At 54.0% G+C, this 24,597-nt stretch carries 18 protein-coding genes; 9 read left to right on the forward strand and 9 right to left on the reverse strand.

Translation table 11 applies throughout. The annotated features are described in order from the left end of the window. Nucleotides 1–46: 46 nt before the first annotated feature. Nucleotides 47–1,321, forward strand: a complete 1,275-nt coding sequence (locus JMJ04_RS39210; RefSeq protein WP_201375792.1) for a hypothetical protein — start codon at nucleotides 47–49, stop codon at nucleotides 1,319–1,321. Nucleotides 1,322–1,373: 52 nt separating this feature from the next. Here the strand turns inward: JMJ04_RS39210 and ribD are convergent, their stop codons facing one another. After that, nucleotides 1,374–2,501, reverse strand: coding sequence for a bifunctional diaminohydroxyphosphoribosylaminopyrimidine deaminase/5-amino-6-(5-phosphoribosylamino)uracil reductase RibD (ribD, locus tag JMJ04_RS39215; RefSeq protein WP_201375793.1), 1,128 nt, complete (start codon nucleotides 2,499–2,501; stop codon nucleotides 1,374–1,376). 125 nt (nucleotides 2,502–2,626) lie between these two features. Further along, nucleotides 2,627–4,405, reverse strand: a complete 1,779-nt coding sequence (locus tag JMJ04_RS39220; RefSeq protein ID WP_201375794.1) for a glycoside hydrolase family 2 protein — start codon at nucleotides 4,403–4,405, stop codon at nucleotides 2,627–2,629. A 76-nt stretch (nucleotides 4,406–4,481) separates the two neighbouring features. On the opposite strand from JMJ04_RS39220, the gene JMJ04_RS39225 reads away from it, so the two are divergent. Further along, nucleotides 4,482–5,336 carry a helix-turn-helix transcriptional regulator gene (locus tag JMJ04_RS39225; protein WP_201375795.1) on the forward strand — a complete coding sequence of 285 codons (855 nt, stop codon included), beginning with the start codon at nucleotides 4,482–4,484 and terminating at the stop codon, nucleotides 5,334–5,336. Here JMJ04_RS39225 and JMJ04_RS39230 read toward each other — a convergent pair. Together JMJ04_RS39230 and JMJ04_RS39235 are read right to left on the reverse strand one after the other, a co-directional pair. Then, a complete protein-coding gene (locus JMJ04_RS39230) occupies nucleotides 5,269–6,192 on the reverse strand; it encodes a HEAT repeat domain-containing protein (RefSeq protein ID WP_201375796.1) in 924 nt (307 codons plus the stop codon). The genes JMJ04_RS39225 and JMJ04_RS39230 overlap by 68 nt on opposite strands. Before the next feature lie 81 nt (nucleotides 6,193–6,273). Beyond that, nucleotides 6,274–7,800 carry a DUF6585 family protein gene (locus tag JMJ04_RS39235; RefSeq protein ID WP_201375797.1) on the reverse strand — a complete coding sequence of 509 codons (1,527 nt, stop codon included), beginning with the start codon at nucleotides 7,798–7,800 and terminating at the stop codon, nucleotides 6,274–6,276. A gap of 347 nt (nucleotides 7,801–8,147) precedes the next feature. Between JMJ04_RS39235 and JMJ04_RS39240 the strand changes: the two genes are divergently transcribed. The 3 genes from JMJ04_RS39240 to JMJ04_RS39250 all read left to right on the forward strand — a co-directional run bounded on the left by JMJ04_RS39240 (nucleotide 8,148) and on the right by JMJ04_RS39250 (nucleotide 11,103). After that, nucleotides 8,148–8,600: a DUF4383 domain-containing protein gene (locus tag JMJ04_RS39240; protein WP_201375798.1), complete on the forward strand. Its 453-nt coding sequence runs from the start codon at nucleotides 8,148–8,150 to the stop codon at nucleotides 8,598–8,600. 277 nt (nucleotides 8,601–8,877) lie between these two features. Then, the gene (locus tag JMJ04_RS39245) at nucleotides 8,878–10,113 is read left to right on the forward strand and encodes an alpha/beta hydrolase family protein (protein WP_201375799.1); all 1,236 of its coding nucleotides are present in this window, start codon (nucleotides 8,878–8,880) and stop codon (nucleotides 10,111–10,113) included. Nucleotides 10,114–10,272: 159 nt separating this feature from the next. Then, a complete protein-coding gene (locus JMJ04_RS39250) occupies nucleotides 10,273–11,103 on the forward strand; it encodes a hypothetical protein (protein ID WP_201375800.1) in 831 nt (276 codons plus the stop codon). Between the two features lie 63 nt (nucleotides 11,104–11,166). Here JMJ04_RS39250 and JMJ04_RS39255 read toward each other — a convergent pair whose 3' ends face one another. After that, the gene (locus JMJ04_RS39255; protein ID WP_201375801.1) at nucleotides 11,167–12,834 is read right to left on the reverse strand and encodes an ATP-binding protein; all 1,668 of its coding nucleotides are present in this window, start codon (nucleotides 12,832–12,834) and stop codon (nucleotides 11,167–11,169) included. A 269-nt stretch (nucleotides 12,835–13,103) separates the two neighbouring features. Beyond that, nucleotides 13,104–14,036, reverse strand: a complete 933-nt coding sequence (locus JMJ04_RS39260; RefSeq protein ID WP_201375802.1) for a ZIP family metal transporter — start codon at nucleotides 14,034–14,036, stop codon at nucleotides 13,104–13,106. A gap of 208 nt (nucleotides 14,037–14,244) precedes the next feature. On the opposite strand from JMJ04_RS39260, the gene JMJ04_RS39265 reads away from it, so the two are divergent. Beyond that, complete coding sequence (locus tag JMJ04_RS39265; RefSeq protein WP_201375803.1) at nucleotides 14,245–15,075, forward strand: GNAT family N-acetyltransferase; 831 nt, start codon at nucleotides 14,245–14,247, stop codon at nucleotides 15,073–15,075. Here JMJ04_RS39265 and JMJ04_RS47475 read toward each other — a convergent pair. The 3 genes from JMJ04_RS47475 to JMJ04_RS39280 form a co-directional block, all read right to left on the reverse strand. Beyond that, nucleotides 15,044–16,834: a LuxR family transcriptional regulator gene (locus JMJ04_RS47475; protein ID WP_236038895.1), complete on the reverse strand. Its 1,791-nt coding sequence runs from the start codon at nucleotides 16,832–16,834 to the stop codon at nucleotides 15,044–15,046. The genes JMJ04_RS39265 and JMJ04_RS47475 overlap by 32 nt on opposite strands. 256 nt (nucleotides 16,835–17,090) lie before the next feature. Next, nucleotides 17,091–17,492 carry a response regulator transcription factor gene (locus tag JMJ04_RS39275; protein WP_201375804.1) on the reverse strand — a complete coding sequence of 134 codons (402 nt, stop codon included), beginning with the start codon at nucleotides 17,490–17,492 and terminating at the stop codon, nucleotides 17,091–17,093. Continuing rightward, nucleotides 17,489–20,302 (reverse strand): tetratricopeptide repeat protein, encoded by a 2,814-nt coding sequence (locus tag JMJ04_RS39280; RefSeq protein WP_201375805.1) that lies wholly within the window; start codon nucleotides 20,300–20,302, stop codon nucleotides 17,489–17,491. The genes JMJ04_RS39275 and JMJ04_RS39280 overlap by 4 nt, the downstream gene beginning before the upstream one ends. Nucleotides 20,303–20,656: 354 nt before the next feature. Here JMJ04_RS39280 and JMJ04_RS39285 point away from each other — a divergent pair, with 354 nt between their 5' ends. The 3 genes from JMJ04_RS39285 (at nucleotide 20,657) to JMJ04_RS39295 (ending at nucleotide 24,541) form a co-directional block, all read left to right on the forward strand. Further along, nucleotides 20,657–22,378: an ABC transporter substrate-binding protein gene (locus JMJ04_RS39285; protein ID WP_201375806.1), complete on the forward strand. Its 1,722-nt coding sequence runs from the start codon at nucleotides 20,657–20,659 to the stop codon at nucleotides 22,376–22,378. Nucleotides 22,379–22,531: 153 nt separating this feature from the next. Then, nucleotides 22,532–23,527, forward strand: a complete 996-nt coding sequence (locus tag JMJ04_RS39290; RefSeq protein ID WP_201375807.1) for an ABC transporter permease — start codon at nucleotides 22,532–22,534, stop codon at nucleotides 23,525–23,527. Nucleotides 23,528–23,530: 3 nt separating this feature from the next. After that, nucleotides 23,531–24,541 carry an ABC transporter permease gene (locus JMJ04_RS39295; protein WP_201375808.1) on the forward strand — a complete coding sequence of 337 codons (1,011 nt, stop codon included), beginning with the start codon at nucleotides 23,531–23,533 and terminating at the stop codon, nucleotides 24,539–24,541. Nucleotides 24,542–24,597 lie beyond the last annotated feature (56 nt).

Below are 24,597 nucleotides of genomic sequence, written 5' to 3' on the forward strand. Positions count from 1 at the left end.
TTCTCCCTATTGCGACTCTCTTCTTCTGGATGAAGGTGGTGGAAGAGTGGAAGATGCATTGAGCGAATCATTTGACCAGGATGTAGCCACAAATGAAGAAGATTTTATCATGACCATTTTCCCCCAGGCATCGGGTGGGCATCCTGAGCCGGGGCAGTCGCCTGGCAATGGGTATAGTCCGCAAAATACGAACACTCAGCCCAATTCTCCAGCCCCTAATGGCTATCCCGGCTATCCTAATTTTCCAGGTCATAATGGGTATCCAGGACCTCAGGGACCCGGCAGATATCCTGGCCCAAGACCGGGGCCGGGAGGGTATCCAGGACCCTACCGTGGCCCCTGGGGCTATCCCGGGCCGCAAGGACCTGGTTGGTATCCAGGCCCCTGGGGTTATCCAGGTCCTCAGTGGCCAAATGGCTCTCCTGGGTATCCACAACCAGGAGGGTATCCAGGACCTCAGGGACCAGGAGGTTATCCTGGCTATCCCGGGCAACAAGGCCCGAATGGTTATCCTGGCTATCCACAGCCAGGACCAGGAGGTTATCCCGGACAGCCAGCCCCTAATGGCTATCCCGGCTATCCCGGGCAACAGCAGTATCCTGGTTCTCCGCAACCGGGAGGGTACCCTGGACAGCCAGGACCTAATGGGTATCCCGGGCAGCCAGGCCAGAGTGGATACCCTGGTCAACAACCGGGACCTGGCCAGCAGTACCCGAATGGCAACCCTGGACAACAGCCAGGCCCCAATGGTCATCCTGGTTCTCCGCAATCGGGACCGGGTGGATATCCTGGTTCACAGACAAAACCACAGAGCCAACACCTGGCAGCGTCTTTGCCTCAGACCCCCTCATCGCCACCACCCGTGTCCCAGACGACTCCACCTCCGCCTCCGCCTCCGATGGTTACTGGAGCTGCAGGCTATGTCTTTAATACGGGACCACAGATTGTTGCTGTGCGGGGCGCGATTGTCTTCAACAACACTGGCCTGTTGACGGCGGGTATTGCGCATAGTACGACGACCAGCCCGGAGAAGATTGCTATTGCAAGTGCTGGACTCTACTTGATTCAGTTCTCGGTATCCGGCTTTGGTCCCAACCAGTTTAGTGTCTTCCTTAATGGAACGAGCGAGATTGTGGGGGCGACCTACGTTTCCGGCGATCAGTATCAGCAGAATACTGGCCTGGCGCTTGTGGTTCTGCCAGCCAATAGCTTCCTTACGCTGCAAAACCGCGCGGATAGCCAGGTATACCTGCAATTTCCTCAGGATGGGCAGCAGCCTTCCTTTGTGAACGCTTCGCTTTTTGTGCAGAAGTTTCCGTAGGAGTTTTGTAATAATGCGGCCCTGATCGTTGGAGACGACCAGGGCCGCATTACTATATTCCGTAGGAGAGTTCGCCTTCGATCAGAACGTCTTCGCCGATGGTCTGTATGTGTACTTGTTGGAGTTGTAGAGCCTCGCGCATGACGGCGAGTCCTTTTCCTCCAAGGGGCGAGAGTGCGGCCTCGCCTCCAACAAGCTTGGGGGCAATGAAGGCCGCGACATGGTCAATACGCTGCTGGTCGAAGGCGCTGCCCAACGTGCTGTTGCCGCCCTCGATGAGCACATGCATCACGCCCTTTTGGGCCAGGGCGGAGAGGGTCGATGTGAGATCCAACTGGCCGGTTTTGTTGCTGGCTACCTGAATGACCTCGACGCCAGTGTCGCGTAGCCGTTGTTGTTGCTCTACCGGGCAGTCTTCTCCCACGATAATGCATGTACCGCTCGCCAGGCCAGGCTGGAGCAGCTTGCTCTGCGCTGGTAGCGCCCCCTGGGAGGCCAGGACGACGCGCAAAGGCCCCTGACGGGGAGCGCGTGCATAGAGGCGCTCCTCGTCCGTGAGGCGTACTGTTAGCAGAGGATCGTCGGCGCGGACCGTGCCAGAGCCGACCAGGATAGCGTCCACGCGGTCACGCAGGTTATGAACCCAACGCCGGGCCGCTGGTCCACTGATCCAGTAGGCATCGCTACTGTGGGTCGAGATCTTGCCATCGAGGGTCATGGCCCATTTGGCGGTCACATAGGGGCGCTGCTGGCGTATAAAGGTGGCGAAAGGGCGGATGATCTCATCTGTCTCCTCGGCCCCGACGCCTACTGCCACCTCGATCCCAGCCTCGCGCAACTGCGCCAGGCCCTGTCCGCTGACCAGGGGATTGGGATCGAGTGAGCTGACGATGACGCGCCGAATGCCAGCGGCCAGGATGGCCCTGGTACAGGGTGGCGTGTGAATCGTGACGCAGCATGGCTCAAGTGTGACATAGAGGTCGGCCCCTCGTGCCAGTTCGCCCGCTTTGTTGAGGGCGTGTACCTCGGCGTGGGGTCCGTAAGGGGGCGAGGTTGCTCCCTGCCCTACGACGACGCCATCGCGCACCACCACGGCCCCTACGGGTGGGCGTGGTGCTGTACGTCCCTCAACCGAGTGCGCGTGAGCAATGGCCAGGCGCATCGCTTCCTGATCGTCCATGTCTTCCTCCTATGAATATTAAGCCTGCTGCCGCTACGTATAATTATAAGTTACAAAGAGGTGAATAAGCGACAGGGGAGGTTGCGGGCGTTGCCCGCAACCTCCCCTGTCGCTTATTCACCTCTTTAGATTTTCTCAATGGCAGCGATGCGCGTCTGGACGTCGCGAATGCGCTCCATATCGAACTTCTCTTTACGGTCAAAGGTATAGATGCCGTTCTGCTCCAGGTAGACGTCGGTGAGCTGAGTGTAGCAGTAACCGAACATCGCGGCATCATCCAGGAGGACGTCGCAGAGGCCCTTGAAGCGGTCATAGAACTCGTCGAGGGACCTGGGCGCGGCACCATAGCCCCAGCTATCTTTGCCTGGCTTAACCTCAGGGTTCCACCAGATGCCACCGAACTCGCTGACAAAGTACGGCTGGTTGCGATATGGGACGGAGATCTCTTGCTCGCGGTGGCGGTTAATGAAGGGCTTATTCTCCCCGGTTCCAGCGTGATTGGCTGCGAATTTGGCTGGGTCCTGCTCGTAGTCATGGCTATCGTAGATGTCAGTCTCGGGAACGCGGTGGCTGTAGCCAGAGGCGTCAAGGACCGGGCGCGTGCTATCCAGGGCCTTGGTGGCCAGGAACATCGCGCGGGTAACGTCATCGAGCACGGTGGTGCGGTCAGAGAGGACCTGCCAAGTCTCATTCAGGGGGCACCAACCCACGATCGAGGGGTGAGAGTAGTCGCGTTCAATCGCTTCTAGCCACTGGGTAACATAGGTCGTGCCAGGCTGCTGGTGATCATTCTCGCGTCCATACCCACCGCAGCCCCAATCGGGGAACTCGCCCCAGACCAGGTAGCCCAGGCGATCCGCATGGTAGAGGAAGCGCTCCTCAAAGACCTTCTGGTGGAGGCGCGCTCCATTAAAGCCAGCGGCCAGGCCGAGCTTGATGTCATGGACCAGGGCCTCATCGCTGGGTGCGGTCATGATACCATCGGGATAGTAGCCCTGGTCGAGCACCAGGCGCTGGAAAACGGTCTGGCCATTGATCTTGACGGCCTTGCCATCGATGGTCACGCTGCGCAGACCTGCGTAGCTGGTCGCGGAATCAACAGTCGTCTCTCCGTTGAGAAGTTCGATCTCCAGGTCATAGAGATAGGGAGACTGTGTGGACCAGTAGTGGAGGCGCTCCTCGGGAATAGGCAGCGTCACCTTGGGAGAGAAATCACGGTCGGCGGGCACACTCACGGTGCAGACCTCGCCCGCGCTATCTTTCAGGCGTACGCGCAGGGTTAAACCCGTGCCCAGGGCGCTCAGAGGCTGGGTCAGGTGGAAGCAGCCATGCGCCACATCGGGAGTAATGCGTGGGCGCTTGAGCGAGACGGCGGGGACTGGCTCCAGCCAGACCGTCTGCCAGATGCCGGTTGTGCGTGTGTATAGGCAGGAGTAGTTTTCATAGCGTTGGGACTGCTTGCCGCGTGGCTGGGGAGGCTGCGCGGTATCACGCGCACGCACAACAATAGTCACATCACTACCAGCCAGCCCAGAGGGGATCTCACAACTAAAGGGCGTGAAGCCGCCGCGATGACGAGCTACCTCGGTACCATTGACCCAGACAGTGGTATCGTAATCAACGGCCTGGAAGTGGAGTAACACGCGTTGCTCACCCCAGGAACTGGGAATGGTTAGGGTACGGCGATACCAGACTGCAGGCATGAAATCGGTGTTGCCGATGCCAGAGAGTTCGGACTCGGGGCAGAAGGGAACGAGGATGCGATTTTGTAGTTCACGCTGCACCAATCCGCGCTCAAGGCCGCTATCACCGGCGTCGATCTCAAACTGCCATTCACCATTGAGGTTAAGCCACTCAGAACGGACAAATTGAGGGCGAGGGTATTCTGGACGAGGTATGCTCATAGGATCTCTCCTTTGTGAAATCGAACTACAGTGTTTCTTCTTTATGGTAGAATACAGCGAAATGAGAGATGAGTCCATGAGTGAATTCCAAATAGACCTTTGTGAAACCCACATCATTGGGTCACATACACATGAGCAAATGGTGGGCAAGCAGGCATGCCAGGCCTTTGCTTTACATAGAATCGGCCTGGTAGGCATATCGCAAGCACAGGCACCATTCCGCTTTGTGCGCCAGCGACCGGCAACCAGCCAGGTGCTACTCTGTCTGGAGGGCTGGGGCATGATCCTGGTAGAAAACGAATGGCGGCGCTGCACACCTGGCACAGCCTATCTCACGCCGCCAGGAGCCTTACATGCCTATCACGCCGTCGAAGAGGTACCCTGGACTGTATGCTGGGTTGCCTATGATGACAGCCTTGAACAGGCAAGCGTTACAGGTGAGAGTCCACGCCAGGTACAGGTCGACCCGCAGCCCCTGGCCACCGTCATCGCGGGCCTCTACCGTGAGTATATGGACCAGGCGGAGCAGGTGGCCATGCAGCAATGGACCGAGCTTATCGCCCTGTATGCCCAGCGCATTATTGGTCCGGAGCGCCAGGAGCGGCGTTTGCAGCAGCTCTGGGAGACCGTGAATAACGATATCAGTAACGACTGGACCGGTGAGGAACTGGCGGCACGGCTGGGGATCAGCGGCGAACAGCTACGCCGTCTCTGTCAGCAGCAACTGGGCCAGAGCCCAATGAAGTACCTGGCCCTCTTACGCATGCGCCGCGCCATGGCCCTGCTTTCTAGCGACTCCTACAGCGTCGAGCAGGTCGCCTGGCGAATAGGCTATAATAACGCCTTCGCCTTTAGCACCGCCTTCAAACGCTATGTTGGCGTCTCCCCCTCCACCTACCGCGAGCAGATAAGGGGATCAGCGAGCCAGTGAGGGGTTGGCGGTGCGCATTTTTCAATCGCTTTTTCCAGTTCTCTATAAAGCCAGCCCCCTTTTTCTTCTTCCCAAGCTTCACGCAAATGCACCAGGGGCAGATAAAGTGAGGATCACAGATCTCCGTTGCCGCCTGGAAAAGTAAGCTGCTGAATAACCCCTCCTCCAGATCATGAAGGAGAGAGTCTAGCATACGAAGATCACGACGACGTGCTAGCCCAACCATTGCCTCTCCCCTGGCCTCAGCATCTTCATCCGTGAGGCGCACAAGTAGGGCTTCGCGTAGAGCGGGCGTGTCGGTCTCTGTCAGTGAGCCTAACCCAAATGTGGCCCAGTTGCGCACCTCTGCATCCATGTCTGTAGAGAGCTCAATCAACGTCTGAATGGCTAAATCATCCTCAAAACCGAGAAGGCCAAAGACGATGCCAGAGCGTACATGATCAGCGGGATGGTTTTTGAGAAGCGCGAGTGGCTTGATTGCCCGTGGATCATCGCGGTGCCCAAGCGCCACTGCGATAGAATTGAGTACATCTGGTTCCTGTTCCTGTTCGAGCATCTTCAACAAAATGGAGACTGTCTCCTCGTGAAATATGGGATGAGGTGTACCCATCTGGCTCAGGATATCAGCTCCTACACACCTCTCGTGTGCATTAGATGAGAGGCAGAGTTTGCATGCGTTGTCAAATATCTCTTTACTGCCACGGGTATGTAGTTCTCTTATCGCTTCCCAGGCATTCTCATCATCTGTTTCGGTGAGAGCCAGGTGAAGCAGTTCTTTATTAGTACATTGATCTATGTGCTTCTCCGGCTGAGGATAGGATGTGCCCATAGTTCCTCCCAGCGATAGCTTGCTCACTAGTAAAACCTTATGTCAAGTATAACGCATTGGAGCAGGGACTCAGAAAACTGCTAGCAGGGATAATTTACAGCATTCTATCTATTGCTCTGGCTGATATGAGAAATCTGAGAAAAGGGCCGCGCTGACCTCTTTGGCATTATTATCGCCATATACAACAATCTCTAACTGATTGGTTGTTTCATACATGCTATCGTGCTCAGATATAACTGGCTTATTATCGACGCTCAAAGCAATGATATTATCAGTGACATCTATTCCTAGCAGATATGATTTCTTGACGGTGGGAAGCTTTCCGGAGTCCATCTGCAAACTTGTTTTGGATTGTCCATCCCAGTGGTAATAGAGCCAAGCTCCATCTTTGCATATATCGAATGATTGATAGCCAGAGAAATTTTGTACATGAACCGCCAAAGAAATGCAAGTATCTTTATTACCTGAGATAAAGGTTGCATTTACTTGCACATGGTAGTTGTGTGGGAAATAGTTATAGTTTGTGAAAGCATCCTGCGTGCTCAATTTATCAGGAACAAAGGTAAACCATTCCCCGTCAACATACTGCATATTTTTCTGTGTCATAAGCAGGCCAATAATGAGGGCGAAGATCATAATGCTGGAGATGATGACGCTCGCGATAGTTAGGCGTTTCCTTTTCTTATTTTTGCGCCACACTACCTCGGCTCGCTCTTTTAGCTCCTGGCGCTGCTGGGGACGTGATGCTGACTCTTGTAGACTGGTGCTACGCTGGTCGAGGATGGCGTTGACCAGGGCGACGAAGAGGGGCAGGTTGGGTCGAGATGTGGCTGCGGGTTCTTTCCATGTATACCATTGAGCAGGAGTTAAGCTCCCATCACTCTTACTAAGAGGACTATAGTAGAGTGAGAGCCTCGTTTGTTCGGAAGTGATATCCCCAATCTGGTGCCAGTACACCGTGGTACCTGCACCATAGATTCCCTTCTGGTTTAATCTGAGATCACCAAAGGTAAGTGTCTCATTCCGTTCATAGCGCGCCAGCATCTCTGGGAGGAGACGGTGGCTCATCTCCTCGGTAATGATATTCATAAGATTCTTATTGCGGCCTATGGTAAGTAAGAGAGGCAGAGAAAAGTTGCTACCATCCTCCTTGATGAGCCTGAATGCCCCTCCAATGGGTGTATAGAGCTCCTGGATTTCATCCCAGCGGATGGCCTCGTCTTGCTTCTTGTAAACTTTGAGCAGCCCATCTGTACAAATATAGAGTCGCGTTCTACTGGCTGAGGCAAAAGGTAGATAGATATTTAGGATGGCGAGCAACGGTGAAATAAGCTGTAAGCTAGATTGCCGGAAGTCATCATGGAGGGATTTCAGCCAAGCATAATTCTCAAGCTGGTTATCAGGTACGGAATTAACATTAGGATAGGTCTGAGAAAGAAAAATAAAGGCTATAAACCCGTATATATGGTACCCCAACATACCGAGCTGGATTAGAAAGAAAATCGCGACAACAATCGTGAAAACTTGAGCGAATTTATTGTTAGAGCGTTTGAGGGGAGTGCCGACGTTATGTTTGACGGCAAGTTCATAGATCTGCGACGGAATGGTGCTCTCCGGTTGCAGCTGATTGATCATGCTTCTCTCCATACATGTGTGATGGGGCTTATCATAGCTCATCTATATAGAGAACGTAAAGAGCTTGCTCCCTCTCAAATGGTGCTTTTCAAAAGTTTGCGCTTGACAGTGGTTTGACGGTCATCTATACGTCTATGAATGCATCCGCTATTGTGACGTTTTTGCGGCACCTCTCTCATATCAGGCGAGGCAGGCGCAGTTTTGAAAGCCCACGCTATCTGCTGAAGTGGTTGCTTATCAGCATAGATGGATAGATGCATAGTTCAGTTACCTTCTGTCCTGGTCAGGCGTGTGCCTTCGGTAAAACATGTTTTGGCGAGCTTTCATCGCGAAAGAGAGGAGCACACATGGCAGCACCATTACAGCAGAGATCGACCTGGACCGCTAATCGCTGGGTCGCCCTGATCATTGGTATTGTGTTTACGATAATTGGACTCGTGGGCTTCTTTATTGCTCCCGGTATGGCGCCACGCAGCGTGCTTGGTTTGGACGTGGATCGTGTGCACAATATTGTGCACCTGGTGACAGGAATCCTGGGGCTTATCGCGGCCTTTACCGGCTGGTCACGCTTGTTTAATCAGATCTTCGGCGTGGTGTACCTGGTGATTGGCCTGGCGGGGCTGGTCTATCCAGCATTTTACTCACATGGTATGCTCTTTGGCGTAATGCATGTTAATGTCGTGGATCATGTGTTTCACCTGGTCGTCGGCGTAATTGCTGCCTATGCGGGCTACTTTGTGCATGACTATAGTCGGGTCGAGGAGCCTTATGCCAGGGAGAGCCAGAGGAGAACCTACTAACCAGCCCTGTCTGATAGATGCGCTGGAGAAGCATACGAGTGCTTTCCAGCGCTCTTTTTGTCTACTGCTACTCTAAGTGCTGAATTTTAAGCACCCAGAGCCTGAAAGAAGGTGTAACAGGACATTGCCTGGTCGAATTGCTTTCCTCTATTCTGTTAATTAAGGTAGGAATGTAGCGTGTTTTTGCGAGCTCAGCCCGCAAAAACACGCTACATTCCTACCTACAAGGCCCACGAAACGGGCCAGAGCTGAATGTGTACCTCATGGAGGAGGCTGTATGACCTTTTTTAGAAAGCTTTTGCAGAAGCGGGGAGGGCTGCTGTTAAAGGTGGCTGGGGGTCTTATTCTTGGAGGCATAGTGCTTGGGGGAGGTGGGTTGATCTATTGTGGCATCATGAGCCACACGGCGCGCGAATTGCCAAAGCCAGGCGGCCCGTATGCGATTGGGCGAACCGTATTTGACTGGGTCGATCAGGCGCGGACCGAGACTTTTGCCCATAAGCCCGGGATCAAGCGAGAACTGATGGTCTGGGTCTGGTATCCCGCGCAGTCAGGCGCAAGCAAAGAGGCAGCAAGTTACCTTCCCTCTACATGGGCGCAGGCCTGGGACCAGTATCATGGCGGTTCTCTCTTTGGAGACTGGCTTATTTCGCGGGCTGAGACTATTCGCGCACATGCATTTGAGAATGTGCCACTTGCCACGAACCAGGCTCGCTACCCAGTGCTGATTTTCTCTCCTGGCATGGGCCTCTTGCCTACGGACTATACTACCCTGATTGAGGACCTGGTAAGCCATGGCTATATTGTCGTAGGCATCGCGCCAACCTATAGCGCCTCCGTCGTGGCCTTCTCCGATGGCCGTGTGGTCCAGGCGACTGACGAGGGAAAAGGCGGCAGCGACTCTGACCCGGCAGACGTTATCAATGTGCATCTCCAGCAGATTGAGAAGGTCTGGGCCGCGGATACAATTTTCGTTATGAATCAACTAGAGCGCTTGAATAGTTCCGGGCAGAGCCTGTTTGCTGGCAGGTTAGATCTGGAGCGCCTGGGCCTCTTCGGGCATTCTTTCGGTGGAGCGACCGCCGCGGAGGTCTGTCACCTGGACGAGCGTTGCAAGGCTGGCATCGACCTGGATGGAAACCTCTTTGGCGATGTTGTGCAGCAAGGGCTTACAAAGCCATTCCTCTTTATGCATCATGGTACTACAGACGATTGTAACGACTGCAAGGACCTGTTTACGCAAGCTCGCTCTGTGCTGAGAACGGTACCCACGGGCGAGAAATACATACTTGGTGTAGAAGGCATGAAACACATGAATTTCTCTGACTTCTCGGTCATGTTTTCGCCCTTTAAGCTTATGGGTATACTTGGTCTCATTGATGGAGCACGAGGATTAAGTATTACCAGTGCTTATGTACGGGCCTTCTTTGACACCTATCTCAACCAGAAGCCTTCGCCTTTATTGCGCGGCCCGGACTCGGCGTATCCTGAAGTACGTTTTGATCAATTGTAGCAGAGGAGCAATGTCGCTATAGCTAATAGTTGTTTTCGCCTACAGAGGCCATATATTCTTGACAGGCTCATCCATCGATTTTAAGATAGACGAGCCTGTTTGGTTGCTATTTATATTAATTTTTTGAGAACATAATTTTAAGAACGTCTTTGGAGAAACATGATGTTTAAGCCGCTCCGTTTTGATCCCATTCTCAAGGCTATTCCAGGGCTGGCCCATCTGCGCCTGACTCCTCACGCGGCGCATAATGCGAAGAAGCATGCGCGCGTGCATGTGGATGAGCAAGTGGAGATAGATCAGGTTCAGGCGACCCCCAGGGGTCTCAAAGAGACGCGTATACGTGAAAATATCCAGAAAGACGTGAAGGTCGAGCGGAAGAAGGGCGAGACGACGACCGAGGTTCATGAGCGCATCACGGAGGACATTAAGGTCAAGAGGGTTGAGCGTGATGGTGCGCCGAGCGAAACGTTGATGCATGTGCATACGACTATCGAGGATGTCACACATATTGAAATGACGCCGCCTCATCCCCCACGCGAGGAGACGCCAATCTACCAGCGCACCCATCATCACCTGGTGCATGTCCTGGACACGCCCTGCGCGATCTGTGGCGTGCGCAATTCAACCCTAAAAGATCCCAAAGAGAATCCCTTTGGCGCTCAGGATCTTGAGACCCATCACTATCCAATTGAGCGGAGCCTGCTGAACGCCTGCGATCCAAAGAAGGTGCATCACATCTTTCCCCAGGTCAAGGATTATGAATCTCTCGAGGATTTCGTTGATTCCGAGGCGAATATGATGGTGTTGTGTGATATCCATCACCGCCATCCCCACTATGGTATTCACCATATTCTGGCGCAGGACTTCTTTGTGCAGCCATTTCTGTATGGTGGCTACGAGGTAGTCGCGGAGGCTGACGAAGTGGAGAAGGTCATGGTAGCCAATGAGCGCGTCATTAAGCGCCATGCCCCCAAGGGACTTGATAACTAAGGTAAAAATAGTGCGAGGCCAGTTGACAGCCTGTGGCTGCCAACTGGCCTCGCACTATTAAGATTATGAGTTGCTTAAGGGGAGGGTAAACCAGAAGGTTGAGCCCAGACCCGGGGTACTGGTAACACCGACGCGTCCACCCTGGCGCTCGATAATTGAGCGGCAGATGAAGAGGCCCAGGCCCAGACTGACCCCGGAACCGTTGCGTACATGAATGCCGGGGGCGCGATAGAAGCGTTCCCAGATTCGTTTCTGCTGTTCCTCATTCAGTCCAGGTCCCTCGTCACGTACAGAGACAGAGACCGCGTTTGACTTCAGGACAACCTCGACGGCGACGGGCTTATCGGTGTCAGAGTATTTCAGCGCGTTGGTCAGGTAGTTGTTAATGACCTGTTGCACGCGCTCGGGATCAGCCTTGATCCGTATTTCAGCCTCCTCAGGCATTATGAGCTGTATCCTACGATCGGGATGCAGCGTGCGTTGGTCCTCGACACAATCCCGAAGGCTCTCGACGAGATTATATAAACGCGGGCGCAGCTCCATGCGGTCGGCGCGCACACGCGAGGCGTCGAGGAGATCATGAACCAGGCGGTTTTGCAGCTCAAGCTGATGCTCGATGCGCTGGAGATTCTTCCGTAGCAGAGACAGCAGATCGCTCTTCTCCTCTACCTGTGGCTGGCTGCCAAGCACGCGCTGTACCTTGCGTTCAGAGACCTGAACACACATCTTTGCTGCTGTAATTGGCGTACGTAACTCGTGTGCTACGACACTGATGAAGTTATCTAGCTCAGCCAATAGGTGCTCTACCTTATGGCGTGCCTGCACCTGCTCGGTAACATTGGAGCCGATGATAATCACACCATCGACGTTCCCATCAGAAGCAAGCATCGGCTGATATGCTACGTTATAGTACTGTTCAACCAGGGAGCCGTCGTTGTGCTGATCGACAAGAACACGATGTTCGACAATCGAATGTTCTTTGCCAGTTGTACCTACTTGTTGAATCACGGGCGTGACTTGAGAGGCATACTCAGGCAGGGCTTCTTGTAAGGTTTTGCCCAGAATCGGGCGCTGACCAAAGGCCTGCCAGGCATTGGGATTAACAAGTTCAACGCGCTGCTCATCTTTGCTCAGGACGATAATGGGAACAGGGGCTTGCATAAGTATACGCGAGAGGTTCGCGCGTGCAGCCTCTGCATCGGCGCGGGCTGTGATGGTCTGCTGATGCGCACGCTGTACCTGTGTGCTTAGCAGGGTTATGCCCAGGCCAACCAGGGCAAGCATAAGCAGGCTATAGAAAGACTCAATCTGCTCAAGTGCCAACGAGATATGCGGCGGCAGGACCAGGAAGCCTAGCAGGAACGTACCCCAGAGTGTCGCAAGCAGGCCTGGAAGCGCCCCCCAGCCCAGAGAGACGATGAGAATGCCTAGCACTACGGGCGCGCTAACAAAGCTTAATTCAGGGGCGATGTCTTTGAGGTAAAAGATGCCCAGAACGGTTAGGAAAGGCAGCAGCAGAGCCAACATATAGCCAGCTAAAGGTCGACGTAGAGGGGCTGGCAGATATGACGGTGTAAAGGTTGAGGCTCCCCAGAACGCATACAGGCTTTTCCAGAAACCCTGATTGTCTGGATTTATGCGCCAAGTGTTCTGCTCAATCGAAGATGCAGGATACTGCGAAACCTGTTCTTGGAGCGTTGAGGTTGATTTTTTGTGCTTGATTGTGTGCATATAAGCCTCCTTCGAGGTTTTAGCCGCTGGAGCACATCACTTTATGTGAGGCTCATAACTGCAAGCACCATGCAGTATATGTGTATAGCCCTTAAAAGGAAGAGACTCTCATAGGAGTTTGTGTTTGAGTTGATAATACCCTTCTCTTATATAAATCGAACGTAATTGTCAAAACTTAAGGTCAGCCAGTAATTTTAGCAAGAGAAAAGGCTTTCCGGTCTCTACAAGCCAGAAAGCCTTTAAGCAGTTTTTGATCTTGGATGAGGAGATTATGCGCCTGCGTAGGTGACGATGAGGTCAGTGATATAGCCAAGCATAAAGCCGACGAAGAGTCCCCACATGATGATCTCGTTGGAGGCCATGCGTTTGGCGACGGCAAGCAGTTCTACGATTACATAGAGAATCGAGCCAGCTGCCAGGGCCAGGAAGAGGATAAAGAGTAAGTCAGACTGGAAGGCCATGCCGACAACGGTGCCCAGGAAGGTCGGGCCACCACCAATGAGCCCAACCAGGGCAATAAACTTCCAGGAGACGGTCTCGTTCGTGAGAGGACCGGCGATGCCAAAGCCCTCCGTCATGTTATGCAGGCCAAAGCCAATGATGAGAATGGCCGCGAGCGAGAGCGCCCCTGTGGCCGCTGACTGACCAATAGCCAGACCCTCAGAAAAGTTGTGCAGGCCGATGCCGATAGCGATCATGAGCGCTAGCAGTTTGGGAGAAGGCGTCCTGGCTGACTTGATCGCTGTCGCCATAGCACCACCTGTCGCCACGGTCTGGGCTTGCTCCGTCTGCGCTGACATGGCGGCTTTGCTCGCGGCAGCCCCAACAAGTGCAGGCGATGCCTCAGCGCTATCAGCCTCGATAATTACGCGTTTGCCAGGCTTGTAGCGCGCTATGATATATTTATTAAAATACACGAGGCCTAGCAGGCCAACCAGAAAACCTACGATCATCAAGAAAGCTTCGAGGAAGACAGTACTGGCACCAGTATGCTTCTGGCTCAGGATTTCCATAGCGCTATTGATGGGCTCTGAACCCTTGCTGATTACGTCATAGAAGAGAAAGACCAGTACGCCCGCTGCCAGCATGCTGGCAAAAGTCTTGAACGACTGCGGGGCTTTTTTGAGAAAGGCCAGAGGGAGACCGAGGTAAATAGTAAGTCCGGCGAAGGCTCCTAGAAGGACAATGGTTCCTGTAGGCACAACTGAATCCTTTCGTCGTGAGTATCTGTCTCTCTTAAAGAGGGCCAGGATTGACACGACATGTATATGTATTTTTGTTTTTCTGCATCGGCAAATAGTGCCAGCAAATATTGACATTAGGGCACGCTAATATCCGACTGCTATGCTTGGGATTTTAGCACTTTATCCCAAAAAAAATCAAGAGGTGAGGAAGGAACAGGCCAAACGTATGAGCGAATATCTTTTTACAGATGTGACGGGCTACACATTCGCCCAGTTAAGCGAGATGCATAATAGTAGCTTTACCGATTATTTCTTTCCTATGCACATGACGCCACAGATGCTTGCAGACTTCTGGCGCATCAATCATATCGATGCCAATCACTCTGTTGCCATGCATAGCACTGAGGGCGAATTTGTAGGTCTGGCACGCCTGGGGGTACGTGGGATGCGTGCCTGGTGTGGAGGATTTGGGATTGCGCCCGCCTTTCGCGGGAGGGGCGTAAGCCATCTCCTGGCTGAGCAGATGGTGCATGTAGCTCGCGAGGCTAACTTTGAGACGCTGCAACTGGAAGTCTTATCTCAGAATGAGCGCGCGATCAAGACTTACAAGAAGGCTGGCTTTGTCGCTCGTCGTCGGCTGCTGGGACTCGAAGTCGCGACCGCGACGCTGCCAGAGGCTGAGTCGCTGCATGTTGAGCGTGTGCCGCTTGAGACGCTGCTGCCCTGGCTGAGCCAGGACGCGGAGCTTCCCTGCTGGGGGCGTGAACTGGCGAGCCTGTTGGCGCTGAGCACTGAGACGATTGTCGCGCCCGGCCCTGGTCGTGGTATGAATGGCCTGGTTATACAGCGCTCTCATGGTGTCACCCGTGTGCAGGCTGCCGTGCTACAGAGCGAACTGACTGACGCGGAGCTGGCGAGCCTCCTGCACGAGGCCGCGGGCGAGCATGCGAAGATTCAGATCTACAACGAACCTGCGAGTAGCGCTCTATATGCGCGCTGTCTCAGGCTTGGCTTCACCGAGTTCTTTAGCCAGCACGAGATGCTGGTACGTCTCTAGAGTTTAATGCAGGCGTAAGCTGAGGCATAAGTTTAGCGAGCGCCTGCGTCCGACTTTTTACCTCAAGCTTACCGCAGATATTGGCCATATGTTTCTTCACTGTCCCCTCACTGATAATTAACTTCGCAGCTATTTCGCGATTGGAAGCTCCTTGCAATAGCAGATCAATGACCTCGTTTTCGCGTTGCGTAAATAGCTCGCGCCTTGCGTGCTTCAGGGTTGGTATAGCCTGGACCACAGGATAATAGTTTGTCAGATTGCCGAGCTGGTTACCCGCCTGGGGTAGGGCAATCATCGCGTTTCCGGTGGCCTGCGTGGCGTAGTAGAGCGCGTTGTTGAGCAGGCCATTTTGTTGATACCAGGTGCAGGCGCGCAGGTAAAGCTCAGGGAGCAGGGAGGCGCTATGCTGGCGCAGGTAGCCACGTAAGACCTCTGAGAACAAAGGCTGATAGCGGAACCAGCCTCTCTGGGAATCTTGCGCTTCAATGAAGATATTATGTCGCGATAAATAGTCGAGCATAGCCTCGCTATTGGCCTGGAGTGAGACCGCGCTGGCGAGCGAGATATCGAAGCTATCTAGAGGTGCAGTTGCCAGTAAGAAGCGCTGTATCTCCTCGGGCTGTTGTAGCAGTACCTCTTCCACCATATAATCGTTGAGATGGCGTTGGGGAAGTGCGCATACCTCCTCTATAGTTCCCCCCTCATGGATAGAAGCTACCAGCAGGTGCAGGGCCGTAATCCAGCCATTGGCGCGGGTTGCCAGGGTGACGTATTGTTCCGTGGTGAGAGGCTGCGCGAGCAGTCGCGGCAGGAGTTGAAGCATCTCCTGCTGCAAGAAGCGCAAATCATCCATATGCAACTCATTCAGGAGCCGTTGCGCGCGTAGCCGGGCCAGGGGTAACTCTGGACGTGTGCGCGAGACGATCACGAGGTGAAGCTGGAGCGGCATCAGCTCAATAAGTGTTGTGAGTGCCTGGTGGATCTCCTGTGCATAGAGCACATGATAGTTATCGAGTACCAGCGTAGCAGGTGTAGCAAGTCCGTCAAGTGCGTGTAGGAGAGTGTGTAGACCCTGCGTCAGAGTCGCATGCGCGCAAAAAAGCTCAATGGATACCAGGTCACTGAGGCCGGGCATAACTTGTTCGAGGGCCGCGATAAAGTGTGACCAGAACCTGATAGCCTGGTTGTCCTCTTTGTCTAGCGAGAGCCAGCTACATGCGCAACCCTGCGAGACTACCTCATTATGCCACTGGCGTAAGAGGGTCGTCTTGCCCCAACCGGCAGGGGCAGAAATAACGGTCAGGCCTGTCTCCAGACTGTTTTGTAGCTTTGCGAGCAGACGGGGGCGAGGCAAAACGTCCCTGGCCAGGGATGGCGTACGCAACTTGGCCTCGAAGAGTTGGTAGTTGTGCTGGCAGGAAGAGTAGGTACAGAGATTAATCGCGATAGAGTTGAGGCGTTCGGCAGTAAGTTCCTGTGGCCTCCCCAGATACATCTTGCGAATTCTGCCCTGTTGCTTGCGATAGGCATACCAGTACCAGCTATTGCGCTGGCGCTCGTGGCGAGCGGTGAAGGAGCCAAAGTGGCTCTTGAAGGTGAAGGACTTGTTCTGAGCATCGGCGAGCCAGGTATACCACTGATGTGAGCCGACTGTGACTCTCGGTGTCGTGTGTTGTGTATAGCCCCGTGGATGGTCTGGTAAATAGTCCTGTAAGTATAAGTGGTCGTCAAAGACCTGTGGTATAGGTTGTCGCAGCATAGCCCGCAACTCCTCATCTATGAAGAATCATGCAATAAAGAGCCTCTCTAACAACCTCAACTGTACCTGATCAAGGGTGCCGGGCACATCCGCATATATGCCTAATTTAATGGTAGAGAAAAAAGTGGAGTGAATACGCATATAAGCTTATATGCGTATTCACTCCACACTCTCTGGGCAAAAGCCCACGGTCCACGTCACCATACCACATATCTTTCGCCCACGGTCCACATCAACATATACCATATGAGGTTTCTCAGGTCAGGTGGTGTTCGAGGGCGTAACGGGTGGCGGCGCTACGGGAGGAGACGCCAATTTTGTTATAAATAGAGCTGAGGTGGGCCTGAACGGTACGCGGGCTGATTACCAGTTGCTCGGCGATCTGGGCGTTGGTAAGGCCAGTGGCGACGGAACGCAGGACCTCGACTTCACGTTCAGTCAGGTCATTAAGGTGGGTGAGAGTCGATGTGGTTGGTTGCGCCTGAGATACCTGAGTGTCAACTGCGGGTTGCTTCTCTTGCGTAAACACCTGTTCTGGAGTCATGTGCTGGCCTTCGAGCCAGGCGGCTTGAAAGCGTGTCTCTCCCAGCTGGGTCTGAGCCTGTGCCAGGGCAAGCTGATAGTAAGCGAGTTCGATAGGCGGAATAGGGGCGCTCATAGCGCTACGCAGGGTAGCTGCGGCCCCCAGAGGCGCGCCGCTTGCTCGGGCTGTCCCTGGGCCACGCAAATTTCGCCCAGGCGCTCCAGGCAGGAGGCGATGAACCAGCGATTGCGAATCTGGATGGAGATCTCCAGACTTTTTACGATTAGGGTTCGGGCTTTCGCCATGTCGCCTCGAAGAAGGGCGAGCATGCCGAGGTCGGCCAGGCGATAGTAATTGGTCTGGATATCGTTTTCGCTATAGCTCTCTTCCAGGAGCCTCTGCGCGGTCTCATAGTCGCCTTCGATCATGTAGAGCAGGGCCATGACACCCAGGGCATCGGCGATCTGACGTCTATCGCTGACTTCGCGTGCAATATTGAGTCCCTCGGTAAAGAGCTGGCGGGCCTGCGTGTTCTGGCCCTCGTTGAGGACGACAAGGCCAAGCTGGATCAGGCGGGGCGAGATAACTTCGCGGTCGTTAATGGCGCGTGAGATCGCCAGGCTCTCCTCCATGTAGGTGCGTGCCGCGTCATAGTTACCGCGATGAGCCTCAACGTGACCTAGCATATTGAGCGAGGCAGCGGTCATGGCATGGTTTTCCAGGCGGCGCATGCTTGCCAGGCTTTCGTTGAGTAAGGTCATGGCGAGTTGCAGGTTACCCTGATTAAACTCGACGCTGCCGAGAGTAAAGAGCTGGGAGGCGATGCCCTCTTCGTTCTCTGTCTCGCGAAAGATTGCCAGGCTCTGCTCCAAAAGCGTCCACGTGGCCTGATCCTCGCCCTTCTGGTGGAGGGCAACCTCGCCTAATGTCCCGAGGTACTGCGCAATCTTATTCTCGTTGCCCAGTTCTCTGGAGACCGCTGAGCTCTCCGCGAACCATGTTTGGGCTGCTGAGTAATCGCCCATATAGAACGTCAGCATGCCCAGGGGAACGAGGACGAAGGCGATACCAACGCGGTCGCCGACCTCGCGATGGATCTTCAGGCTCTCAGTGAGCAACTGGTAAGCAGGAGCATAACTACCCAGGTGCGTTAAAACCTGGCCTAGCTTATTCAGGCGGTAGGCGATACTACGTTTATCTTGCAAGCGCCTGGCGATGGCCAGACTCTCCTCGTAGTAGGTCCGGGCTTTTTCTAGATGATAACCCAGCGCGACGGCCTCCTCGGCCAGAGATGCCAGGACATCGGCGATGGTATAGAGATCCTCCTGCGTGCGCGCGATAGCCAGGCTCTCTTCGAACAGAGCATGACCCTGAAAAGGTGAGGTGCGGGCATAGGAACAGCCGAGTTGATGCAGTGTTGTGGCAATGCCTCTTTGATCCTGTAGCTCGCGATAATAACCCAGGGCCTCTTCTAGCAGCTCGGTTCCGCGCTGGTAGAGACCCTGGCTGTCCGCCAGGACGCCAGCGGCATAGCAGGCACGTGCCAGGATATGCTTTGTGACCCGGGCGGGCTTCATGCTCTGTAAGGCCCTTTCTAACCACTGAAGGCCTTCGCTCTGATGGTTGCGAATGAGCCAGAAGCGCCAGAGCGCGCTCCCTAAGCGTAGTGCCAACTCGCTTTGGGGTTGGGTCATGAGGCGCTGGAGGGCGGCGCGCAGATTATCATGCTCTTGTTCGAGACGCTCAAGCCATTGAACCTGCTGGGCCTGGCGCAGGTGTGGCTCAGCCTCCTCCGCCAGGGCCAGATAGTACATTGCATGGGCATCATAAGCTGTCTGGGCCTCTGCACTGGCTCGGAGCGTCTCCTCACCATATTCGCGAATGGTTTCCAGCATGACCAGGCGTGCCTCTTCGTTGGTGCGCTCAACCATGCGCAACAGATTCTTATCGATGAGTGAGGTGATAGGCGTGAGCGGATCACCTTCATCGGCATCGATGGCCTGGCAGAGATGCTCGACGGCCTCCAGCGTGCAACCGCCCACGAAGACGGAGAGGCTGCGAAAGAGCTTTTGCTCTTGCGGATCGAGAAGCTCATAGCTCCAGGTCAGGGTGGCGCGTAGCGTTTGCTGGCGGAGAGGGAGGTCACGCGCTCCATGCGTAAGAACTTGCAAGCGATGTTCCAGGCGAGCGAGTAGCTTTCCTGGCGGCAGAATTTTGATGCGGGCCGCAGCTAGCTCAATGCCCAGGGGCAGGCCATCGACACGCGTACAAATTTCCGCTATCGTCTGCGCATTCTCAGCCGTGAGTTGAAAATCGGTTTTGACGGAGCGCGCACGCTGGACGAAAAGCGCGACCGCCGCGTTATGCGCGAGGGCCTCAAGGTCAGTCGCAAGTTTTAGATCTGGTAAGGCTAGTGGAGGCAAGGCAAACTCGTGTTCCGCCCGCAGGTGCAGTACCTCTCGACTGGTTACGAGAATTTTCAGAGCCGGGCAGGTCGCGAGCAACTCCGTAATAAGCGGCGCCGCAGCGATGACCTGCTCAAAGTTATCGAGGAGGAGCAGGACATGCTTTTCGCGCAAATAACGTTTGATGCGCTCCAGGAGCGGCATCTCATCGAATTCTACGAGACCCAGCGATTGTGCCAGGGTGGGTATAAATAATTCGGAGGAAGAGGTAGAGGCCAGGGCGATGCGGCGTACACCATCGGAGAATGCAGGTTCGAGCTCTGCCACGACTTGTAGAGCCAGGCATGTCTTACCCACCCCCCCGGGGCCAGTAATAGTAAGTAAACGCATAGCCGGCTCGCGCAGCAACGTGACTGCCGAGGCTATTTCTCGCTCGCGTCCAATAAGGGGCGTTAAGTGAACCAGGAAGATATCTCTGCTCTCTGGTTCAGGTCGCGGCATATTTGTATTTGTGGTTAAGGGTGTTGGTAAGTCGGGCATGAGTGTGCGCCTATAGGGAGATAGCTGTGTGTGTTCATCGATGTCAGATGCTTTTCTGGTTCCCAGGGTTACCTAACGGTACGTATACTATAATACACATCCATAAATATGTCTAGTTACATTATTTCCCGCTTCTCAACAGGGGTTAAGCATATTTTAAGTAGGTGTAGTGGCATGGACTATGGGCTTGCCCGTAGTCCATGCCACTACACCTACTTAAAAAAATAAACCCACAAATACTACTTTTGTTGCCTGCCTTACTGGCTGGTCTCCAGATACACTATGGCTACAAATTCATCGCAGCAGAGATTCTCTTACCAAATCAATGTTGATATTTTTGACTGAGGAGGTTGTATGACTCCCAATGTATTGTCGCGAAGCCTTCGTAAAGGGGGCCACGGCAAAGGCAGGATGGTCCTGTTCTCGCTGGTCGCTATCTTTGCCACGCTGCTCTCAGCATGTGGTGGTGACAACACCAGCAATTCAGGCTCGAAGACGACGACCCTGAATGTTCTGGCCTCGCCCAATGGAAACTTTAAGGCCAGTAACTTCAATCCATTTATCGACCCTAGTAATGGCGCGATGTATGGCGCGCAGGGCATGATCTACGAGACGCTCATCTACATGAATCGCTATGATGGCGGCGTCACCGACATGCTTGCGTCTGATCACAAGCTCGCTGACGACGCCAGTAGTGTGACCTTCACGATTCGTAATGGTGTCAAGTGGAATGATGGCCAGGCATTTTCCGCGGATGATGTCATCTTCACGCTCAATCTCTTGAAGCAGTATCCCGCTCTTGATCAACAGGGTCTCTGGACGAACATTATTAAAGATGTCACAAACCCTGACTCTAACACCATCAAGGTTGATTTCAAGAGCCCCAACTCCATTGCACTCTGGAACTTCTCCCAGCTTTACATCGTTCCTAAGCATACCTGGTCCTCGGTGTCTGACCCGGCAACATATACCAATGATAAGCCAGTTGGTACCGGCCCCTACACTCTGAAGTCCTTTGGCCCACAGGCTTATACCTTGCAGAAGAATACCAGCTATTGGCAGTCGGGCTTGCCAAAGATTGACCAACTGCGCTATCTCGCCACGAGCGATAATACGGCTGCGCAGTTGAAGATCTCTAAGGGTGAGATTGACTGGGCCGGTGTGGGCTGGGATCCCAAGTATGATGCCAGCTTTACCCAGGTTGACCCTCAGCACTATCATCACTGGTTCCCTGGCAACAACACCGTCATGTTGTACCTGAACCTGACACGCGCTCCCTTTAACGATCTCAAGGTTCGTCAGGCCATCAGCCTTGCGATCAACCGTGATGACATTCATGCGAAGGCCGCACTCTATGCCGATCCCGCCAACCCGACGGCTGTGTTGCCCTCTCACAAGGCCTTCCTCTCTTCTGATTATCAGAACGCGAAGTTCTCGCCTGACGCCGCCCAGGCTGAGTCTCTGTTAAAAGAGGCTGGCTACACCAAGGGAAGCGATGGCATCTATCAGAAGAATGGCAAGAAAATCTCCTTCCAGATGATTGTGCCTAGCGGCTGGGCTGACTGGGAGGCCACGCTCGCGGTTATCTCAGATAACCTGAAGGCGATTGGTATTGACGCGAAGCCCAATTCCCTGGCTACACCCGATGTCTACACGGCAGCTCTGAACAAAGGCGACTATGATGCCGCTATCTCCTGGACGGATAAGGGTCCATCTCCGTACTTCACCTTTGTCGACCTGCTGCGCAGCGACAAGACCTGGGGTAATGGCAAGGTGATTGCTGGTGGCTCGACCAACTGGGAGCACTGGCAGGATTCCGCCACCGACAAACTGCTGAATCAGTACCTGGCTTCGGCCGACCCGAATGCGCAGAAACAGGCCATTCAGGGCATCGAGAAGATTATGGTTGATCAGTTGCCGGTTATCCCGCTGGACTACAACGTTGGCTGGTTCGAGTATACGACGAAGACCGCCGTGGGTTGGCCCGACCAGAACAACCCATACGCGTATGGCTCGCCGTTCGATGCACCCGACAACGAGAACATCGTTCTCCATCTGTCGCCAGCAAATAGCTAGGTAGTACAACCTGTAGGGTCCGGTTTGCAGTCCATGCAAGCATGGACCCTACGAGGTATGTATGGTCCTTGTTGGTGACTGAACTTGTAGAGTCCATGCTGACTAGAACACGTAGGGTCCATGCTTGCATGGACTAGAAAAGGGAACCCCCCAATGCGTCATTTGCTCCGCCGCGTAATCTTCTATGTGGCCGCATTGTGGGCCTCGGTTACGATTAATTTTATCCTGCCCAGGTTGATGCCAGGCGATCCGATCCAGGCATACGTCGCGAACTTGCGTGGGCAAGGAAATATTACCGAGGCCACGCTCCAGGCGTTGCGCGTCCAGTTTGGTTTAAGTGATGCGCCTTTGCCTGTTCAGTATTTCCAGTATCTAACAAACCTGCTTCAGGGGAAAATGGGCGTCTCGATCTCGCATTTTCCCTCGCCCGTGCTCTCGGTGATTGCCTCCGATATCCCATGGACGCTGGGCCTGGTTGGTACGGCATCTGTGATTAGTTTTATTCTGGGCACACTTCTAGGTGTGCTTGTCTCCTGGCGTCGTGGGTCCTTGCTTGATACCGTTGCCGCCCCTTTATTGACCTTTTTCTCCGCTATTCCTTATTTCTGGCTGGCGCTTGGACTAATCTACCTGCTTGCCTTCCGCAACAGCTTTTTCCCGCTTGACTCGGGCTATGATACGACGAGCGATATTGGTCCTAGTTGGGATCCGGTCTTTATTGCTGGTGTGATTCAACATGCAATCTTACCCGCCGTCACGATTGTCATTAGTTCTATCGCGGGCTGGATGCTGAGTATGCGTAACTCAATGATTACCACGCTTTCGGAAGATTATGTGCACATGGCGCGTGCCAAAGGACTCTCTGACCGTCGCGTCATGATGGCCTATGCCTCGCGTAACGCCATTCTCCCCAGTATCACCGGTTTTAGTATGTCGCTGGGTTATGTTGTGGGTGGCTCCTTGCTTACGGAGATGGTCTTCTCATATCCGGGGGTTGGCTTCGACCTCTTTAATGCCATCCATCATCTCGATTATAGCCTTATCCAGGGCATCTTCCTGTTTATCGCGCTTGCGATGCTGGCGGCAAACTTCATATCTGAGATCGTATATATGCTTCTAGATCCACGCGTGCGGAATGAGAGGGGCTAACTGATGGGGATAGATCGAGGAACGCCGCCCAATACACAGGGCGTGCTCAATGAACCTGTTGCGCCAGGCATTTTAACAACAGCGAGTCCCGAAACCGTGATTGTGCCCGCGAAGAAGCAGAGCCTCTGGAAGACGTTCGTCTCGGTTGTGACTGTCAATCCACGTATGACGACTGGTTTCTGTATTCTGGGCTTCTTTGTCTTGTTAGGCCTGGTCGGTCCCTTCCTTGCCCATTATAATCCGACCGGGCTTTCAAATGATCTGTTTCAAGGTCCTTCAGCTAAACATTGGCTGGGTACAACGCCACGCGGTGAAGATATCTTCGCACAACTGGCTTATGGTACGCGCTCCTCGCTGTTGATCAGTTTTGTTGCGGCGATTGGCTCAACCTTGCTCTCTATGGTAATAGGCTTGACCGCAGGCTACTTTGGCGGCTGGGTCGATGATGTGCTCTCCTTCCTGACCAACATTTTCCTGGTGTTGCCAGGGCTGCCCCTGGCTATTGTTATCGCGGCCTTTGCCGTGAAGGGAACATGGACGATCATTGCGGTGCTCCTGTTGACGAGCTGGCCCTGGGGGGCGCGTGTCCTGCGCGCGCAGACTCTCTCGATCAGCCAGCGCGAGTTCGTGGGTGCCTCCCGACTCATGGGCGAGAGACCCTGGCGGATCATCTTCTCCGAAATCCTGCCTAATGAGATCGCCATTGTCTCATCCGGCTTTGTGGGCACCTTCATTTATGCTGCTCTGACAGAGGTCGCGTTGGAGTTCCTGGGTCTGGGCGATGCCACGACTCCCACCTGGGGTGTAATTCTGTATTGGGCACAGTCTGAGAATGCGCTGCTCTCTGGTGGCTGGTGGCAATTTGTGCCACCGGGTCTCTGTGTCGCTGTACTATGTGCGGGTCTGGCCTTTATCAACTTTGGGATCGACGAGTTCGCGAATCCAGCGTTGCGTACAGAACGCGGTCTGCGCAAGTTGTTGAGGCTCACAAAGAGGATGAAGGTTGTCGCTTAAATACTCTATCCATGTGTAGCATTGAACCCCTATGCCCACACATGGAGAGACAGGAG

The sequence above is a fragment of the Ktedonobacter robiniae genome (assembly GCF_016587375.1).
Classification (GTDB): Bacteria; Chloroflexota; Ktedonobacteria; order Ktedonobacterales; family Ktedonobacteraceae; genus Ktedonobacter; species Ktedonobacter robiniae.

Coding starts and splice junctions, on each gene's coding strand:
- ribD (WP_201375793.1), bottom strand. CDS start 2,501: ATGGACGATCAGGAAGCGATGCGCCTGGCCATTGCTCACGCGCACTCG.
- JMJ04_RS39220 (WP_201375794.1), bottom strand. CDS start 4,405: ATGAGCATACCTCGTCCAGAATACCCTCGCCCTCAATTTGTCCGTTCT.
- JMJ04_RS39225 (WP_201375795.1), top strand. CDS start 4,482: ATGAGTGAATTCCAAATAGACCTTTGTGAAACCCACATCATTGGGTCA.
- JMJ04_RS39235 (WP_201375797.1), bottom strand. CDS start 7,800: ATGATCAATCAGCTGCAACCGGAGAGCACCATTCCGTCGCAGATCTAT.
- JMJ04_RS39240 (WP_201375798.1), top strand. CDS start 8,148: ATGGCAGCACCATTACAGCAGAGATCGACCTGGACCGCTAATCGCTGG.
- JMJ04_RS39245 (WP_201375799.1), top strand. CDS start 8,878: ATGACCTTTTTTAGAAAGCTTTTGCAGAAGCGGGGAGGGCTGCTGTTA.
- JMJ04_RS39250 (WP_201375800.1), top strand. CDS start 10,273: ATGATGTTTAAGCCGCTCCGTTTTGATCCCATTCTCAAGGCTATTCCA.
- JMJ04_RS39255 (WP_201375801.1), bottom strand. CDS start 12,834: ATGCACACAATCAAGCACAAAAAATCAACCTCAACGCTCCAAGAACAG.
- JMJ04_RS39265 (WP_201375803.1), top strand. CDS start 14,245: ATGAGCGAATATCTTTTTACAGATGTGACGGGCTACACATTCGCCCAG.
- JMJ04_RS47475 (WP_236038895.1), bottom strand. CDS start 16,834: ATGCTGCGACAACCTATACCACAGGTCTTTGACGACCACTTATACTTA.
- JMJ04_RS39275 (WP_201375804.1), bottom strand. CDS start 17,492: ATGAGCGCCCCTATTCCGCCTATCGAACTCGCTTACTATCAGCTTGCC.
- JMJ04_RS39280 (WP_201375805.1), bottom strand. CDS start 20,302: ATGCCCGACTTACCAACACCCTTAACCACAAATACAAATATGCCGCGA.
- JMJ04_RS39285 (WP_201375806.1), top strand. CDS start 20,657: ATGACTCCCAATGTATTGTCGCGAAGCCTTCGTAAAGGGGGCCACGGC.
- JMJ04_RS39290 (WP_201375807.1), top strand. CDS start 22,532: ATGCGTCATTTGCTCCGCCGCGTAATCTTCTATGTGGCCGCATTGTGG.
- JMJ04_RS39295 (WP_201375808.1), top strand. CDS start 23,531: ATGGGGATAGATCGAGGAACGCCGCCCAATACACAGGGCGTGCTCAAT.